Origin of the sequence: Aestuariivirga sp., assembly GCF_965227715.1 — a bacterium.
Taxonomy (GTDB): domain Bacteria; phylum Pseudomonadota; class Alphaproteobacteria; order Rhizobiales; family Aestuariivirgaceae; genus Aestuariivirga.
The window spans coordinates 3,268,216-3,285,501 of the sequence record NZ_OZ245771.1 but is presented as its reverse complement, the minus strand read 5'-3'; the positions used below and the strand labels follow the sequence as shown (position 1 = coordinate 3,285,501).

Here is a 17,286-nt window from a genome sequence, read left to right as displayed (position 1 = left end):
GATGACATCCTTCACGCCACGCGGAACCGCATTTGACGTCTTCGGAGAAGGCGGCCGCACCATCGTCCTCATCCATGGGCTCGGCCTCAACCGCCGGCCCTGGCAATGGCAGGTGCCGGCCCTGGCGCTGGACCACCAGGTTATTACATATGATCTCCACGGCCACGGCGACAGCAGCCCGCCACCGCAGACGGCTTCGCTCACCATATTCGCAGAGCAGCTGAACGAGCTTCTCGCCTATCTCGGAATAGAGACGGCCGCCGTGTTCGGATTTTCGCTCGGCGGCATGATCGCCCGGCGCTTCGCCATGGATCATGGCAGAAGGCTTTGGGCGCTAGGCATTCTCCACTCCGCCCATGCACGTGACAAGGCCGCGCATGATGCAATCCAGGCGCGCGTGGTGCAGGCCGCGAAGGACGGTCCTGCCGCCACTGTGGAGGCCGCGTTGGGGCGCTGGTTCACTGATGGTTTCCGCCACAGCCATCCGGCCATGATGGACGAAGTGCGCGGATGGATTCTCGCCAACCGGAAGGACGTCTATGCACCCATCTACCAGGTGCTTGTGGATGGTGTAACAGAGCTGGTGGCGCCGCAGCCCCCGATCCGGGTCCCTACGCTGGTGATGACGGGCGAAGAGGATTACGGCAACTCCCCCGCCATGAGCCGCGCGATTGCGGCTGAAATTCCGGGTTCGGAGCTCGTCATCCTTTCCGGTCTCCGCCACATGGCGCTCGCCGAAGCGCCGGAGCTCTTCAATGCGGAGCTGCTCCGCTTTCTGAGCACGGTGCCGCAGCATGGCTGAAGCACCCCGCGGCATTCTCTCCGGCATCCGCGTGCTGGATTTCAGCCGCATGCTGTCTGGTCCCTATTGCACCATGATGCTTGCGGACCACGGCGCCGAGGTCATCAAGATCGAGGGTCCCGAAGGCGATACGAGCCGCAGCAATGGCCCCTATCGCGCCGACGATCCGGGCCATGAGTGGGCGGGCTATTTCGTCAGCCTCAACCGCGGCAAGAAAAGCATCATGCTGGACTTGAAGGAGGCGGGCGCCAAAGCGGCAATCCAGGATCTCGCCCGCACCGCGCATGTGGTGGTGGAGAATTTCCGGCCGGGCGTGATGGAGCGCCTGGGCCTCGGCTATGAGGATCTCGCGAAAAACAATCCCGCCCTCGTCTATGCGGCGATCCGCGGCTTCGGCGATCCGCGCAGCGGTGCCAGCCCCTATGCGGGCTGGCCCTCCTATGATGTCGTCGCCCAGGCCATGGGCGGGCTGATGAGCATGACGGGCGCTGACCGCGACCACCCAATGAAGACCGGCCCCGGCATTGGCGATGTCTTTGCCGGAATGATGCTGGCCTTCGCCATCGTCGCAGCCGTGCGCCATGCGGAGCGGACGGGCGAAGGCCAGTTCATCGATATCGCCATGTATGATGCGATGCTCAGCCTGTGCGAACGCCTGGTCTATCTTTATGACATGGAAGGAAAGATCGCCGAACCCGCAGGCAATGGCCACCCGCTGCTCGCACCCTTTGGCCTGTTTCCCGCCGCAGATGGCTGGGTTTCGATCGGCGTTGTCGATGATTCCTTCTGGCGGGAGCTCGCCCGCATCATGGAGCGCCCCGACCTGCTTGAAGACCAGCGCCTTGCCACCAAGGCGGGCCGCCGCCGTTACGCGGCCGAAGTCAACGCCGCAGTGAGTGCCTGGACGCGCCAGCGCACCAAACGCGCCCTGGCGGAAAGCCTTGGCGGCCGGCTGCCCTTCGGCCCCGTCAACGATGCCGAGGACATCTTCAATGACCCGCATGTGGCGGCGCGCGGCATGATTGCGGACGTACCGCACGCCGATTCCGCCAAGCCCGGCTGGCGCGTGGCGGCCAACCCGATCCGCTTCAGCGCCACGCCTGCCCTCACGCCATCCACCCCGCCACGGCTGGGCGCCGACAATGACTTGCTCGCCAGCACCAGAACAAAACCATAAACGGAGGCCCGCCATGGAACTGAAAATCAGAAAGCTCGTGAACTTCGAGGAAGAGATTCTGGAGGAGGGCGGCCGCGCCGCCACGCCGCCGCTGCGCATGTTGGGCGTTGCTGCCGTGGTGAAGAACCCCTGGGCCGGCCGCGGCTTCGTTGAAGACCTGAAGCCCGAGATTCGCGCCTTCGCACCCATTCTCGGCAAACTCCTCACTGAACGCATCGTCGCAATGGCAGGGGGGGCTGATAAGATCGAAGCCTATGGCAAGGCCGCCATGGCAGGGCTCGACTGCGAACAGGAACATGCCTCGGCCCTTATCCACACGCTGCATTACGGCAATTTCTACCGTGAGGCACTGGGCGCCAAGACCTATCTCGGCTTCACCAACACGCGCGGCCCCGCCAACACGCAGATCCAGATCCCCCTCATGGACAAGCACGATACGGGCCGGCGCTCTCACTATCTCACGGTCCAATTCTCCATTGCCGATGCACCAGCCGATGATGAGTTGATCGCGGCCTTTGGCGGCGCAACGGGCGGCCGCCCCCACCACCGCATCGGGGACAGGTATCAGGACCTGGCGGATATCGGTGCAGACGTCGCCGATCCAGCGCGCCTCGGCCGATAGCTGCCCCGCAGAGAGACGCTTCATGAGTGAGAAGGCTTACGGTCTCGCAGCCGCTTCGCGAGAGCTGTTCATCAAGGGCATGCGCCAGGTGGCGAGCAGCGTCGCGGTGGTGACGACCAATGGCAGTGGAGGCCGGCATGGCGCCACGGTGAGCGCCTTCACCTCGGTTTCGGCCGATCCGCCGCAACTCCTCGCCTGCCTCCGGTCCGATAGCCGCATCGCCGCGGCGGTGAATGAGAATGGCAGCTTCTGCCTTAACATTCTTTCTCACCAGCACCCTCACCTTGCGGAGCGGTTCTCCGGACAACACGATACGGCAGTGGGTGACCGCTTCGAGGGCATCGAGATCCATGGCGAGGCCCAGGAATGGGTGGTGCTGAAACAGGCAACTGCCTTCTGTTGCGCAGTCTTCGATCGCCATGTTCACGCCACGCACACGATTTTTCTCGGCAACGTTTTGAAGGTTCAGATCTCGGCGGAGGATCCTCTGACCTATCTCAACGGCCAATACCGGCGGCTTGCACGATGACCATTCCCGCCGCAAGCGCGGCGCACACCGCGCTCAAGCCCGGCCCGCTTCTCAGCCTGCGGCAGGCAGAGACGCTGGCCCTTGTCGCAGAGGGGCTCCAGAACAAACAGATCGCCTACCGGCTGGGGATCAGCGATGCAACGGTGAAAGCTCATATCGCGAAGATCAAGCAAGCAACAGGTTGCCGAAGCCGCGTCGACCTCGCATTGTTCTGGCTTCAACTCACCGGCAGATTGCGGGCGTAAACTCAAACCCCAATTCGCTGCAGACTGTCCTGTCAGCTCCAGAAAAGGGGCGCATGCCTGAAATCCTTCCACTTCATTTTGAGGTGGGTGTCAGCGAAAACGGTGCCGTGGCGGAGCCAGCCCAGCAGATAGCCTGATGCAAAGCTGGCCTCGGTCTGCGGTGGCAGCGTCAGGGCTGCGACAAAGGCCTGCGCGGTCACGGCATCATTGTGAGCGCCGAGATCTTCCTGCAAATCTTCGACATGCTTCAGAAATGCCCGGACCTCCTTGGCCTTGCTGAACAGACCGCCAAAGAACTCCGTGGCGTAACGGAGATTCTTCAAGGCAATCCGCAGTTCATGGCGTTCATCATCCGGCATGTCAGGCAGGTGCTTGCCACGTTTGATGACCCGCCGGCGCAACCGGTCGAGACTGTCACCGGCATAAACTTTGGCATCGGATGTCAGCAGCCCGAGGTTTTCAGGCGTCAGCGCCGTGCGCCAAGCGCGCCGCGCCAGGAAGCTCTGCACATCGAGCACAAACAGGCTGGTCATTGAATCGTCCATGACACGCCGCGCCTCGGCGTAGCTTTCTTGCCGCCGTGCTTCGACGGCCGCCAGGAGTTGCGCAACACCCGTTATCATATGGGCCTCATCGCGGAACGGTCCACCCAGTGCGTTGACCCGGAAGACGTCGCACTCGCGAGCAGGGCCCAATGCGGAGGCGATCCGCCGCGCTTCCGACCGGATCTCCTCAAGCTCCGGAAGATCGATGACCTTCCGGAACACCCCGAGCGCGCCTCGCAAGCGGCGCAGCGACACGCGGAGCTGATGGATCGCTTCGGGTGCATCGGACGCACGAAGTGCCGCCCAATTGTCCACGAAATGGCTGATGCAATTAGCGATTACCGCCGCGATGAGGTCATCGAAATTGATCGCGCCCTGAAACGTGATCGGCTTTGCCTTGCGGATCTGGGGCATATCTCCCTTGGCGAGATTATAGCCCCGGGCAGACTTCGCCTCGAACGCGAGGCTGAGGCCGCAGTCCCGTGCCAGGGATGCGGCGAAGTCCAGCAGATCGGGCAGATTGCCGCTCTTCAGCTCCAGTTCCACTTCCGCCACGGGCAGGCTTGCTCCGCCTCCAATGATCGAGCCCTCGTCCAGCGAGAGCTCGATTGTGGAGTGGCCATGCATCACCAGCAGCGCCCTGCGCTTGATGCGTGTCTCGAAAATGGGGCTTAAGGGACGGGTTTCGAGCAGTTTGACGACCCGCTCCCGGATTGCCCCTTCAAGCAACGCGGGGTCCGGAATGCCGCCCGGGCACCGAACCTCGGCCTCGCCGCGGGCAAACACCTCATCGGCAACGCCGCTTTCCCATTTGACGCCCATCAGGGGAATGGCCCTGCCCTTCCGCCTCACGCGCAATGACAGGCCGGCACGCTGGAGGTCAAATGCGGGGCTCTCGAAGTAGGTTGAAACAAGCTCCTGCGCTTTCCCCACGGAAGCGCCTTTAAGCAGTGCCGAGGCGGCCACGGCTGCAAGCGCGCCGTCGTCCGCCCGGAACTTCACTTCAACTTCCCGGCCAAGTGGTCTTGCAGCAGTCTCGGCGACCCCGCTTTCCGACGCAGCCAGGGGCCTACGCTCGATCCCGATCTTCATCACAGCCCTATCGTGCAATGATCTCTTCAAATATTTGGCCACATTGTCACAATCAACCAGGAACCGGGAATCCTGCGCGGAATGTGTGCCACCCGCAAGCGCCCTTCTTTCAGAGGTAGAGTCCTCTTTATCTAAGCCTGCCTTCGCCTGGCGCCTGCCCGCTGTTCACAAGTGAACGGGGCAAGCGCTGTCACCCTCCTTCCGTCCCGCCCGGAACAATGCAGCCACATGCATGAATCCTGGCGCCGCTTTTTAGCTTGCTTGTCAGGCCCTGGAGGTCCATCTGTGATACCAGTATCGGCATTCCGGAGCGGGGAGGGCTGCAGCTTCTCCCAGCCGATGCGTAATGAGCGACGGAACTTTCCGAAAAGCAGACATGCATGTGGAGGCGTGGCGCCTGCACGCTGTTCATTTTTTTCCTAACCAGAGTTCGCCCACGATTTGCACATGAGTTGAGGGGGGTCCGCGCAGCGTACCGCCGGTCATGGGGCACGTGTGGCGTCAGAAAGGCTTTTGTGCGCCGCCATTTGCTGTCCTATTTTTCCAGTTCATCTCAACCCCCTGCCTGGAACGGCAAAGAGCCGATCCGCGAAGAACTCTTCAGCGCCGAGCGGCTAGAAGATCATGGACGCAGCCTGGCAGCCGCCCAGCGTGTCGAGGCGGTGACGACCCGGGGGCATTCCCTGGCGCGCCGTCTGACCGACAGCGGAACAGTCCTCATTGCGGCCTACAGGAACACGGTTGCTGCCATCAGCGAGGGCCGGGCCATCACACCGGCCTCGGAATGGCTGGTGGACAACTATCACCTCGTCGAACGCCACATTCGCGAAATCCATTCCGATCTGCCGGCGGGCTATTATCGGCAATTGCCCAAGCTGGCGGATGGCCCGTTCAAGGGCTACCCGCGCGTCTTCGGCCTGGCATGGGCATTCGTGGCGCATACCGATAGCCGGTTCGATGCGGACATGCTGCTGCGCTATTTGAAGGCCTATCAGTCGGTCCAGCCGCTGACGATCGGGGAACTCTGGGCAATTTCCGTGACGCTCCGGATCGTCTTGATAGAAAACCTCAGGCGCCTGGCGGAGTATATCGTCCATCACCGCCAGGAGCGCGCGGACGCGGACCGCCTGGCGGACCGTCTCCTCGGCGTCAATGGGCAAGCGCCGGAACAAATGACCGAGGTACTGGCAGAATACCGCGCAGGCCCTCTCGCGGATGCCTTTGCTGTGCAACTGGTTCATCGATTGCGCGACCAGGACCCGCGCATCACCCCGGCCTTGAACTGGCTTGACACGCGACTGGCGGAACAAGGTCTGACACCCGATGATGCGGTGCGCGAAGTTCACCGCCGTCAGGGCGCATCCAATGTTTCCGTGCGCAACGTCATCACCAGCCTGCGGCGTATTTCGGACATCGACTGGCGCGACCTTGTCGAGGCCAGCAGCCTCGTCGATGGGGTTCTGGCGCAAGGCAGCAGCTTTGCCGATATGGATTTCGCCACGCGCAACCTCTACCGCAGCGCCATCGAGCAGCTGGCGAGAGGGTCAGACATCAGTGAAATGGATGTGGCGAAACGCGTGATGCTCTCCGTTGCAGCCGCTGCGGGCGGCAGCGATGCACGTTTGACTGATCCCGGATACCTTCTTGTCGCCGGAGGCCGCCGCGCGTTTGAGCAGGAACTGGGCTACCGGAGAACCCTGCGCGCAGGTCTGCAGCGCCTCAATGAGTCAATCGGCATTGGCGGCTATGCCTCGGGCGTGTTGCTGACGGCGATCGTGCTGCTCGCCATTCCGCTGTTCTTTCTGTCCTACGAAGCTGTTGGATTGCCGGCCTTGCTGCTTCTGGCTTTACTGGGCGCAGTCCCGGCGGTCGATGCCGCCGTTGCATTGGTCAATCGCGCTGTCAGCTTCGGATTTCAGGCAACGCGGCTCCCTGCCCTGGCACTTCGCGGCGGCATTCCGCCCGACTTGCGCAGCATGGTCGCGGTTCCGACACTGCTGACCACATCAGCCGCCATCACCGAACAGATCGAACGGCTCGAAATCCACTACCTGGCGAGCGCGGATGATAATCTGCACTACGCCTTGCTGTCGGACTGGAAGGATTCAGCTGCGGAACATGACCCGGGCGACCAGGCGCTCCTGGAGATCGCTGCCGGGGGAATTGCAGCACTCAACCAACGCTATGGTCCGGCGAAGGCAGGCGCCCGCTTTCTTCTGCTCCATCGCCGCCGGACATGGGCCGGGACCGAACAGAAATGGATCGGATGGGAGAGGAAGCGCGGCAAGCTTCATGAGCTGAACCGCTGGCTGCGCGGCGCGGCCGATACGAGCTTCATTGCCGTGGCCGGCTCCATGCCGGAGCCGCCCGAGAACATCCGCTATGTCATCACCCTTGATGCCGACACGCGCCTGCCGCGGGACACGGTCATCAAGCTGGTGGGCAAGATGGGGCATCCGCTGAACCGCCCGCTCTTCGAGACGGATTCAGCCCGCCTGATCGAAGGATACGCAATTCTGCAGCCGAGAGTGACGCCCTCCCTGCCGACAGGCCAGGAAGGTTCCATCTTCCAACGCATCTTCTCGAGTGTCAGCGGAATCGATCCCTATGCCTCGGCAGTGTCTGACGTGTATCAGGACATGTTCGGCGAAGGCTCCTATGCCGGCAAGGGCATCTACGACGTCGATGCCTTTGAGACCGCGTTGGCCGGCCGCATCCCGGAAGGTGCACTTCTCAGTCATGACCTATTCGAAGGCGTCTTTGCCCGCGCCGGACTTGCATCCGATGTCGAGGTGGTGGAGGAGTTTCCGTCTCGCTATGATGTTGGCGCCTTGCGGCATCACCGCTGGGCGCGCGGCGACTGGCAACTGCTGCCCTGGCTCCTCGGGCGCGTGCCCGCACCGCAGGGGAAGCCCGCCGCCTTCATGGCGATTCCGCCCGTCGGCCGCTGGAAGATGCTGGACAATCTGCGGCGCACGCTGTCAGCACCCTTGGCCATATTGGCGCTCGCCGTTGGCTGGACGCTTCCCTTCCCCGCTGCACTCGCCTGGACTGTGTACATCTTCGCGACGATCGTCCTGCCGCCCATCATTCCCGTCATCGCCGCCATTCCACCGCGCCGGGCGGGCATCACCCTGTCCAGTCACCTGCGCGCACTGGGGGGCGATTTGCGCCTGTCACTTGCCCTTTCGGGCTTGGTGATCGGCTTCCTGGCCCATCAGGCATGGCTGATGGGCGATGCCATCATCCGCACTTTGTACCGTCTGTTCGTCAGTCACCGGAACATGCTGGAATGGGTGCCCGCGGCGCAAGCCGGTACAGGCCGGACGATGGACCTCCCCGGTTTCTACCGGCAGATGATGGGTGCCCTGGTGATTGCTTCAGTGGCACTCGCCCTGTCTCTGGCGTCAGGGAGCGGCGCGTGGCCACTGGCCTTGCTGCTCGCCATCGCATGGTGGGCATCCCCGGCCATTGCCCTGAGAGTAAGCCTGCCGCCCAGCCGGGGCGGGCATGTGACCACGACAGCAGATGATGCACAGGCGCTCCGGCTCACGGCGCGGCGCACCTGGCGTTTCTTCGAAACCTTCGTGACCCCGGCAGACAACATGTTGCCTCCGGACAACTTCCAGGAAGCACCCGTACCAGTCATCGCGCACCGCACGTCGCCCACGAATATCGGACTGTATCTGTTGTCGGTCGTCAGTGCGCGGGACTTTGGCTGGATCGGCACCCGGGATGCAATCGAACGGCTCGAAGCAACGCTTGCCACGATGAGCCGCATGGAGCGTTTCAGGGGCCACCTCTTCAATTGGTATGACACGGGCGACCTTCGCCCACTCGACCCTCGCTATGTCTCATCCGTCGACAGCGGAAATCTCGCTGGCCACCTGATTGCACTGGCGAATGCCTGCAACGCATGGGGGCGCCTGCCCCCGGGGTATGAGCAAGATCTCGCCGGCATCGCCGATTCAATCGATCTTGCGCGGATCGAGGCCGCACGCTTGCGCGATGGCCCCCGCACACAAACGGTAACCTGGGCACAATTGGACGAAGCGCTGGGCCGGCTTGCGGAGATGACCCGGCGCGGCCTCGGCAGCAACGAGGCACCCGCCACCCGCCTGGCGATGCTGGCAGCCGAGGCTGATACGGCTGCTGACATTGCACTCGCTCTGGCCAGCGAGCGGGGGCCTGGTACCTGCGTTGACATGCTGTTCTGGGTGCAGAGCATCGTGAACGGGATTGAAACGCACCGCGCAGCCTCACCCCATGACGTCGAACCGAGACTATCCGCGCTGGAAAGCGCCAGCCGCGCCATGGCGCTGGAGATGGACTTTGCCTTTCTGCTCGATCAGGACAGGATGCTGCTGTCCATCGGCTATCTGATGCAGGAGGGAAGACTCGACGAGAACTGCTATGATTTGCTCGCCTCCGAGGCACGGCTTGCGAGCTTCTTCGCAATTGCCAAGGGCGATATTCCGGCTCGCCACTGGTTCCGCCTGGGGCGGGCCGTCACGCCGGTCGCCCACGCCGCCGCACTCGTATCCTGGTCGGGATCGATGTTCGAATATCTCATGCCGTCCCTCGTCATGCGCGCGCCAGCAGGCAGCCTTCTCGAGCAAACCAGCCGGCTGATCGTCCGCCATCAGATCGACTACGGCACATCTCTGGGCGTGCCTTGGGGCATCTCCGAGTCTGCCTACAACGCGCGTGACCTTGAGTTCACCTATCAGTATTCAAACTTTGGCATCCCGGATTTGGGATTGAAGCGCGGGCTGTCCGAGAACAGTGTCATCGCCCCCTATGCAACGGCTCTTGCGGCAATGGTCGATCCCGCATCGGCCACCGCCAATCTGCGAAAGATCGAGCGCGAAGGTGGCCTTGGCAGCCATGGCTACTACGAGGCGCTTGACTACACCCCCTCGCGCCTGCCTGAGGGCGCGCGCGTTGCCATCGTGAAGGCATTCATGGCGCATCACCAGGGCATGACCATCGTGGCCATCGCCGACACGCTGTTCAACGGCAGGATGCGGTCACACTTCCATGCGGAGCCGATGATCCAGGCGACGGAACTGCTGCTTCAGGAACGCATGCCGCGGGATGTTTCGGTTGCCAAGCCCTGGGCAACCGAGGTGAAGACCGGTGCACGCCTGCGTGACGCTGAGCCGGCAGGGAGCCGCCGATTCTCATCACCGCATCAGAAGTCGCCTCCGACCCTGCTGTTGTCGAATGGGCGTTTCACCACCATGCTCACCGCCGCCGGTTCAGGTTACAGTTCATGGGGAAAGATCGGCCTCACGCGCTGGCGCGAAGACGCGACTTGCGATGATCACGGCTCATTCATCTATCTGCGGGATGTCGACACCGGGGCAAGCTGGTCGGCGAGCTTTCAACCGATGGGCGCCGAGCCTGACAGCTACGATGTGGTTTTCCATGAAGACAGGGCGGAGTTCATCCGCCGGGATGGCGCTCTTTCCACCACGCTCGAAGTGCTGGTGTCTCCGGAGGATGATGCCGAAGTGCGGCGCGTCTCGATCACAAACGGCGGAAGCCGCGCACGCATTATCGATGTCACCTCCTATGCCGAAGTCGCCCTCGCGGCGCAGGCGGACGACATGGCGCATCCGGCATTTTCCAAGCTGTTTGTCGAAACAGCCTATGTGCCGGAACTGGGACTCATCCTTGCAACACGGCGCAAGCGCGCACCGGGCGATGCCGATCTCTGGGCCGGACATATGGCCGTGGTCGACGGCGAAGGCATCGGAAAGCCGGAGATCGAGACGGACCGCGCCCGCTTCCTCGGGCGCGGCCACAGCCTGCGGTCGCCGATCGCAGTCAGTGACGGACGCGCATTGTCAAAAACCGCCGGCACCGTACTCGATCCCATTTTTTCCCTCAGGCACCGCATCCGCGTGTTGCCCGGCGCGACTGTACGCGTCATCTATTGGACAATGGCAGCCTCCAGCCGGCAGGCCCTGCTGGACTGCGCAGATAAGCACCGCGATGTGACGGCCTTCAACCGCGCCGCAACGCTGGCCTGGACGCAGGCCCAGGTGCAACTGCACCATCTCGGGATTTCAGCGGGAGAAGCGGCTCTCTTCCAGCGTCTGGCGGGGCATCTCATCTACGCCGGGCCCGCCCTGCGCCCATCTTCAACCACGATCAGCAAGGGGGCTGGTCCGCAATCCGGACTGTGGTCACAGGGCATATCGGGTGACCTGCCGATCATATTGCTGCGGATTTCAGAAACCGAGAATCTTGATGTGGCGCGTGAGCTGCTCCAGGCCCACGAATACTGGCGGATGAAGGGGCTGGCGGCGGATCTGGTGATCCTCAATGAGCGGCATGCCTCCTACGTGCAGGACTTCCACAATGGGTTGGAGAAACTGGTGCGGACGATGACGGCGCGGACGCTCGCCACAGATCAGCAGGCGCAGGGGCGCGTCTTCGTTCTCCGGGCAGATCTGATGCAGCCGGAAACGCGCGCGCTTCTGTCATCGGCCGCGAGGGTCGTATTGGTGGCGCAGCGGGGAAGCCTGTTCGATCAGCTCGATCGTCTTCCGGAGGCATTTTCCCTTCCCCGGCAAGACGCCAGGGTCGTTCCACCGCATATGCCGCCGCAGCTTCCGGCCGTGCCGGAACTCGAATTCTTCAACGGGCTCGGCGGCTTTGCGGAAGGCGGAACGCAATATGTCACCGTTCTGGGGCCGGGCCAGTCGACGCCTGCGCCATGGATCAACGTCATATCCAATCCGGCTTTCGGCTTTCAGGTGGCAGCAGATGGCGGCGGATACAGCTGGTCGATCAACAGCCGCGAGAACCAGCTGACGCCATGGTCAAATGATCCCGTGACGGATCGGCCCGGGGAAGCATTCTATCTTCGTGACGAGGACAGTGGTGCTGTGTGGACGCCCACCGCCAATCCCATGCGCGATCAGGGCGCCACCTATGTTGCCCGCCACGGGAGGGGTTTTAGCCGCTTCACTCATGTGGCCCACGAAATCGCAAGCGATCTCCTCCAGTATGTGCCCATCAATGACTCGGTAAAGATCTCCCGGCTGGTGCTTCACAACAGGTCAAACCGCACCCGCCGCGTGAGCGTCACGGCCTATGTCGAATGGGTGCTTGGCCGCGCACGCTCGACATCGCAGGCATTTGTGGAAACCTCCATCGATGTTGAAACCGGCGCCATGCTGGCAGTGAACCCATGGAACCGCGACTTCGGTTCACGGGTGGCCTTCGCTGATATGCGCGGCCTGCAGTCCGCCTGGACCGGCGACCGCAGTGAATTCATCGGGCGCAACGGAAGCCTGTCGCTTCCCGCTGCGATGACCGCGGGAACGCCCTTGTCAAAGACGACAGGAGCGGGGCTGGACCCATGTGGCGCCTTGCGCGGCAAGGTCACACTGCCTCCTCATGCGACCGTGGAAGTGGTCTTTATGCTGGGTGAGGCTGAGAGTTCCGGTGCGGCCCGCGAGATCATCAGCCGTTACCGCAGCGCCGATCTCGATGCGGTCGAGCGTGAAATTGGCGGCATGTGGGACAGGCTGCTCACAAGCGTTCAGGTCAAGACGCCAGACCGTGCCATGGACATCATGGTCAATGGCTGGCTCATGTATCAGACGATTGCTTGCCGCTTGTGGGCCCGTTCCGGCTTCTATCAGTCAAGCGGCGCCTATGGCTTTCGCGATCAGCTGCAGGACGGCATGGCATTGAGCACTGCAGATCCATCGTTGACGCGAAGCCATCTGCTGCGGGCCGCGGCCCGGCAGTTCCCCGAAGGCGACGTGCAGCATTGGTGGCTGCCGCATTCGGGCCTGGGCGTGCGCACCCGCATCTCCGATGACCGCGCCTGGCTGGCCGAGGCCGTTGCGCAATACGTCATCACAAGCGGCGATGCGGGCGTGCTGGAGGAACAGCTTTCCTTTCTGGAAGGCCCGTTGCTCGAACCTCAGGCGCATGACAGCTTCTTTCTGCCCAGCGCATCAGAGGAGTCAGCAACCCTCTTCGAGCATTGCGCACGTGGCTTGGATGCGAGCCTGGCCGTTGGCCGGCACGGGCTTCCACTGATCGGCACCGGCGACTGGAACGATGGCATGAACCGCGTGGGTGAAGCGGGAGAAGGCGAAAGCGTTTGGCTCGCCTGGCTTCTCTGCACCGCTCTCTCAGCCTTTGCACCGATTGCGGAGGCACGTGGTGAGCATCCCCGCGCCAGGCGATGGCGTGATCATGCGGCGGCACTTGAAGCCTCTCTCTCGACCCAGGCATGGGACGGCGCATGGTATCGGAGAGGATTCTATGATGACGGCACACCGCTGGGCTCCGCCGAAAGCGAAGAATGCCAGATCGATTCGATAGCCCAATCTTGGGCCGTGCTGTCCGGCGCATCCGCGCCCGAGCGCGGCCGGGCCGCTATGGCCGCCGTCGAACAGCGCTTGATCCGGAAGCAGGACGGGCTGGCGCTGCTGTTCGCACCGCCCTTCGACAAGACGGAACAAGACCCAGGCTACATCAAAGGCTATCCGCCGGGCATCCGCGAAAATGGCGGTCAGTATACGCACGCGGCAACATGGTCGGTCATGGCACTGGCGAAACTGGGCGAAGGCAACAAGGCCTTCGACCTGTTCGCGATGCTCAATCCCATCAACCACGCGCGCTCCAGGAGTGACGTTCTCCGCTACAAGGTTGAGCCCTATGTTGCCGCCGCAGACCTCTACGCCCGGGCCCCTCATGTGGGCAGGGGCGGCTGGACCTGGTACACGGGCTCTGCAGGCTGGCTGCAGCGGGCGGGCATTGAGGCCATTCTTGGCCTAAGGCTTAAGGGTGACCACCTGCATCTCGATCCCTGCATCCCGCAAGGCTGGCCGTCCTATGAGGTGACGCTCCGACACGGAAACGCATCCTATGTGATTGCAGTCGAAAACCCGCAAGGCGTGTCCCGCGGAATTTCGCTGCTGGTGATGGATGGTGTTCAATACTCAGGCCTATTGGCACTGTTGCCGATGAAGGACGACGGTGGATTGCACCGCATCAGCGTCACACTGGGCACACTGCCTGCCGAGGCCGGTTCTGGGGTGCTTCAGTCATAACGATCAGGCCGATATGATGGTCCCGGCATTGCCCGTCAGCATGGCAAGAGCCTCATCGAGTTTGCCGATGCCCGCTATTTTTCCCCCATTGCTGACGAAACGCGCCGCAGCCTCCACCTTTGGTCCCATGGAGCCCGCAGGATCCGTCCGGCTTCGCGCTTCAGCCACGCTCAAATGCCGGATCAGCACTTGCTGAGGCGTGGACCAACCGTCGAAAACCCCATCAACATCGGTCAGCAGAAGCAGGGCCTCAGCACCGATCAGTGATGCGAGAAGAGCACTCGCGGCATCCTTGTCGACCACGGCCTCGACGCCAATGAGACTTCCATCAGCCCGGCGCATAACGGGGATGCCGCCGCCGCCGGCGCAGATGACGATGACGCCATGATCCAGCAGCAGCCTTATTGTCCCGGCGTCCGGTATCTCCAAGGGTTTTGGCGAAGCGACGACCCGACGCCACTTGGTCCCGTCTGCAGCAATGCTCCAGCCTGCCGCCGCGGCCCGGGCCTCTGCCTGCTCGCGGTCATACACAGGTCCAATGAACTTCGTTGGCGTCTTGAATGCAGGATCATTTGGATCCACGATCACCTGCGTCAGAAGTGTCGCCACGCTGCAGTCTTGTCCCAGTGCATTCTCGAGCTCTTGCTCGATCAGATAGCCGATCATGCCCTCGGTTTCGGCGCCCAGCACATCGAGCGGATAGGCTTCATCCGGCCTGAATGAAGCGCCCTGCAACGCAAGCAGCCCCACCTGGGGGCCGTTTCCGTGGGTGACGACAAGCCTGTGGCCAGCACGCACCACCTCCGCCAAGGCCTTGGCTGCCACTCTGACATTGGCACGCTGCACCTCCGCCGTCAGTGGCTGCCGCCGCTCCAGCAGTGCATTCCCGCCCAATGCAGCAACCACCAGCATGTCAGTCCCCAAGCGTCGCAACCAGAACCGCCTTGATGGTGTGCAAGCGGTTCTCGGCCTGGTCAAACACGATCGAGGCCGGGCTCTCGAAAACCTCCTCGGTCACTTCCATCGCGTCGAGCCCGAAATCAGATTTGATTTTCGCACCCACGGTCGTCTCCGTATTGTGAAAGGCTGGCAGGCAATGCATGAATTTGGCCCGCGGATTGCCGGTCAGCGCCATCAGTTCCGAATTCACCTGATAAGGTCTCAGAAGTTTGATCCTCTCGGCCCACTTTGCTTCCGGCTCGCCCATCGAAACCCACACGTCGGTATAGACAAAGTCGGCGCCGTTGACTGCCGCCGGAATGTCATCGGAAACCAAGATTCGTGCCCCGGTGGCCAGGGCAACGTCCTTGGCATAATTCTGTATGGCCTCGGAAGGCCAGCATTCCTTCGGCGCGCAAAGCCTCACGTCCATGCCCATCTTGGCTCCGCCAATCAGCAGACTGTCCCCCATGTTGTTCGCCGCATCGCCCATGAACACGAAGGAAACCTCATGCAGGCTCTTCTCGCCGTGTTCCTGCATCGTCAGGAAGTCCGCGAGGATTTGGGTCGGGTGGAACTCATTGGTGAGCCCATTGTAGACCGGTACGCCCGCATATTTCGCAAGCGCCTCGACAACGTCCTGTCCAAAGCCACGATATTCGATTGCATCATAAATCCGGCCGAGAACCCGCGCCGTGTCCTTGACAGATTCCTTGTGGTCGATGTGGGTGCCCGTGGGCCCGAGATAGGTCACGCGTGCGCCCTGATCATAGGCGGCGACCTCAAACCCCACCCTGGTGCGCGTTGAATCCTTTTCGAAGATCAGGGCAATATCCTTGCCACGCAACCGCGGAACCTCGGTTCCGGCATATTTGGCAGCCTTCAGGTCTGCTGCGAGTTTTAACAGAAAGCCAATTTCGCGTGGCGTGTAATCGCGGAGAGTCAGCAGACTGCGGTTCTTCAGATTGAACGCCATGCGATTGTCCTCTCAAACTCTAGGCAGCATCTCTGATCGTCGGACAGCTCATGCAATGTCCCCCGCCCCGGCCTCGTCCGAGTTCGCCGCCGGGCATCGTCAACACCTCTACGCCAGCTGCCTTTAAGGCGGCGTTCGTATCATCATTGCGGTCGTAGCCAATCACCACGCCTGGGCGCAGCGTCAGAACATTGTTGCCGTCGTTCCACTGTTCGCGCGCCCTCTCCTCCTCCGTATTGCCTCCAGTTGGCACGATCTGCAGCGTCTTGTAGCCCAGCACTTCCGCAACGATTTCGAATATGGGGCGCGGGTCGAGACGGAAGGACAGTGCATTCCTGCCGTCACCCGGCCGGATATCATAGCAGACAAGCTGATCCGCAACTTCCTTGAACGTCGTCACCACATCACCCCCACAGAGCGTGAACACCGTGTCGAGATGCATTGACGCGCGGGAGCTTGGAATCCGAAATGCCAGGGCGCGATCAACAACACCCTTGGCAAACAATGCTTCGGCAAGCTGGCCGATTCCTTGGGGTGATGACCGTTCTCCCATGCCAAGCAGCACGGTCCGGTTGCCAACCGGCATGATGTCGCCACCCTCGAGAGTTGCCAGCCCATGGTCTTTTGCCGGGTCGCCCCAATGGACCGTAACCGTGCCGGAGAATTTCGGATGAAACTTATAGATCGCGGCATTGAGCAGGGTTTCTGGCCGGCGGGCCTGCCAATACATCGGGTTCAGCGTCACACCGCCATAGATCCAAGCCGAATTATCACGGGTGAAAAGTGCATTCGGCAATGGTGGGAACACGAAGCCATGATGACCCAGATAGCTGCCGAACAGATCCTTCGGTTTGAAAGGCAGTTCATCGGCGGCCAGACCACCCAGCAGAAAGTCGGCCAGTTTGCTTCCCGGCAATTCATCCAGCCAACCGCGCAGTTCGGCCGTCATCCCGACGCCGACATGGTCCGGATTGATCCGGCGGTCGAGGACCCAGCCACGTCCTTCCACTGAGTCAAGCGTCTCGGCGAGGAGAATGTTCACATCCAGAACCTCAACGCCGTCCGCGCGCATGAGAGCGGCAAAGACATCGTGATCCTTCTGCGCCTGCTTCACCCAGAACACATCGTCGAAGAGGAAGTCGCGGCAGTTGTTGGGTGTCAAGCGCCGGTGCGCGAGGCCGGGGCGGCAGACGATAACCTGCCGGAGCTTGCCCGTCTCGGAATGCACGCCAAGCTGCTGGGTATGTTCCATGGGCGTCAGTGCCTTCTGTTC

General features: G+C 62.2%; 10 protein-coding genes. 6 read left to right on the top strand and 4 right to left on the bottom strand.

Features of this window, described 5'->3' with window-relative positions; translation table 11 throughout:
* The first annotated feature begins 1 nt into the window (after nt 1).
* Genes ACO06F_RS15605 through ACO06F_RS15585 form a run of 5 tightly spaced genes read left to right on the top strand, consistent with a single transcriptional unit; the run spans nt 2 to nt 3,375 of the window.
* Nucleotides 2–802, top strand: a complete 801-nt coding sequence (locus tag ACO06F_RS15605; RefSeq protein WP_421693666.1) for an alpha/beta fold hydrolase — start codon at nt 2–4, stop codon at nt 800–802.
* Nucleotides 795–1,979 (top strand): CaiB/BaiF CoA transferase family protein, encoded by a 1,185-nt coding sequence (locus ACO06F_RS15600; protein ID WP_421693665.1) that lies wholly within the window; start codon nt 795–797, stop codon nt 1,977–1,979. Before ACO06F_RS15605 ends, ACO06F_RS15600 begins: the two co-directional genes overlap by 8 nt.
* A 13-nt stretch (nt 1,980–1,992) precedes the next feature.
* Nucleotides 1,993–2,601: an amino acid synthesis family protein gene (locus ACO06F_RS15595; RefSeq protein ID WP_421693664.1), complete on the top strand. Its 609-nt coding sequence runs from the start codon at nt 1,993–1,995 to the stop codon at nt 2,599–2,601.
* A gap of 22 nt (nt 2,602–2,623) precedes the next feature.
* Nucleotides 2,624–3,130 (top strand): flavin reductase family protein, encoded by a 507-nt coding sequence (locus ACO06F_RS15590; RefSeq protein ID WP_421693663.1) that lies wholly within the window; start codon nt 2,624–2,626, stop codon nt 3,128–3,130.
* Nucleotides 3,127–3,375 carry a response regulator transcription factor gene (locus ACO06F_RS15585; RefSeq protein WP_421693662.1) on the top strand — a complete coding sequence of 83 codons (249 nt, stop codon included), beginning with the start codon at nt 3,127–3,129 and terminating at the stop codon, nt 3,373–3,375. The genes ACO06F_RS15590 and ACO06F_RS15585 overlap by 4 nt, the downstream gene beginning before the upstream one ends.
* A 32-nt stretch (nt 3,376–3,407) precedes the next feature.
* Here the strand turns inward: ACO06F_RS15585 and ACO06F_RS15580 are convergent, their stop codons facing one another.
* A complete protein-coding gene (locus ACO06F_RS15580; protein WP_421693661.1) occupies nt 3,408–5,012 on the bottom strand; it encodes a CHAD domain-containing protein in 1,605 nt (534 codons plus the stop codon).
* A 515-nt stretch (nt 5,013–5,527) separates the two neighbouring features.
* Here ACO06F_RS15580 and ACO06F_RS15575 point away from each other — a divergent pair.
* Nucleotides 5,528–14,098: a GH36-type glycosyl hydrolase domain-containing protein gene (locus ACO06F_RS15575; RefSeq protein WP_421693660.1), complete on the top strand. Its 8,571-nt coding sequence runs from the start codon at nt 5,528–5,530 to the stop codon at nt 14,096–14,098.
* A 3-nt stretch (nt 14,099–14,101) separates the two neighbouring features.
* Here the strand turns inward: ACO06F_RS15575 and arcC are convergent, their stop codons facing one another.
* Genes arcC through ACO06F_RS15560 form a run of 3 tightly spaced genes read right to left on the bottom strand, consistent with a single transcriptional unit; the run spans nt 14,102 to nt 17,265 of the window.
* Nucleotides 14,102–15,010 carry a carbamate kinase gene (gene arcC, locus ACO06F_RS15570; protein ID WP_421693659.1) on the bottom strand — a complete coding sequence of 303 codons (909 nt, stop codon included), beginning with the start codon at nt 15,008–15,010 and terminating at the stop codon, nt 14,102–14,104.
* Between the two features lies 1 nt (nt 15,011).
* Nucleotides 15,012–16,013 (bottom strand): ornithine carbamoyltransferase, encoded by a 1,002-nt coding sequence (gene argF / locus ACO06F_RS15565; protein ID WP_421693658.1) that lies wholly within the window; start codon nt 16,011–16,013, stop codon nt 15,012–15,014.
* A gap of 19 nt (nt 16,014–16,032) precedes the next feature.
* The gene (locus tag ACO06F_RS15560; RefSeq protein ID WP_421693657.1) at nt 16,033–17,265 is read right to left on the bottom strand and encodes an arginine deiminase; all 1,233 of its coding nucleotides are present in this window, start codon (nt 17,263–17,265) and stop codon (nt 16,033–16,035) included.
* Between the last annotated feature and the right edge of the window lie 21 nt (nt 17,266–17,286).

Coding starts and splice junctions, on each gene's coding strand:
- ACO06F_RS15580 (WP_421693661.1), bottom strand. CDS start 5,012: ATGAAGATCGGGATCGAGCGTAGGCCCCTGGCTGCGTCGGAAAGCGGG.
- ACO06F_RS15600 (WP_421693665.1), top strand. CDS start 795: ATGGCTGAAGCACCCCGCGGCATTCTCTCCGGCATCCGCGTGCTGGAT.
- ACO06F_RS15605 (WP_421693666.1), top strand. CDS start 2: ATGACATCCTTCACGCCACGCGGAACCGCATTTGACGTCTTCGGAGAA.
- ACO06F_RS15560 (WP_421693657.1), bottom strand. CDS start 17,265: ATGGAACATACCCAGCAGCTTGGCGTGCATTCCGAGACGGGCAAGCTC.
- ACO06F_RS15590 (WP_421693663.1), top strand. CDS start 2,624: ATGAGTGAGAAGGCTTACGGTCTCGCAGCCGCTTCGCGAGAGCTGTTC.
- ACO06F_RS15585 (WP_421693662.1), top strand. CDS start 3,127: ATGACCATTCCCGCCGCAAGCGCGGCGCACACCGCGCTCAAGCCCGGC.
- ACO06F_RS15595 (WP_421693664.1), top strand. CDS start 1,993: ATGGAACTGAAAATCAGAAAGCTCGTGAACTTCGAGGAAGAGATTCTG.
- arcC (WP_421693659.1), bottom strand. CDS start 15,010: ATGCTGGTGGTTGCTGCATTGGGCGGGAATGCACTGCTGGAGCGGCGG.
- argF (WP_421693658.1), bottom strand. CDS start 16,013: ATGGCGTTCAATCTGAAGAACCGCAGTCTGCTGACTCTCCGCGATTAC.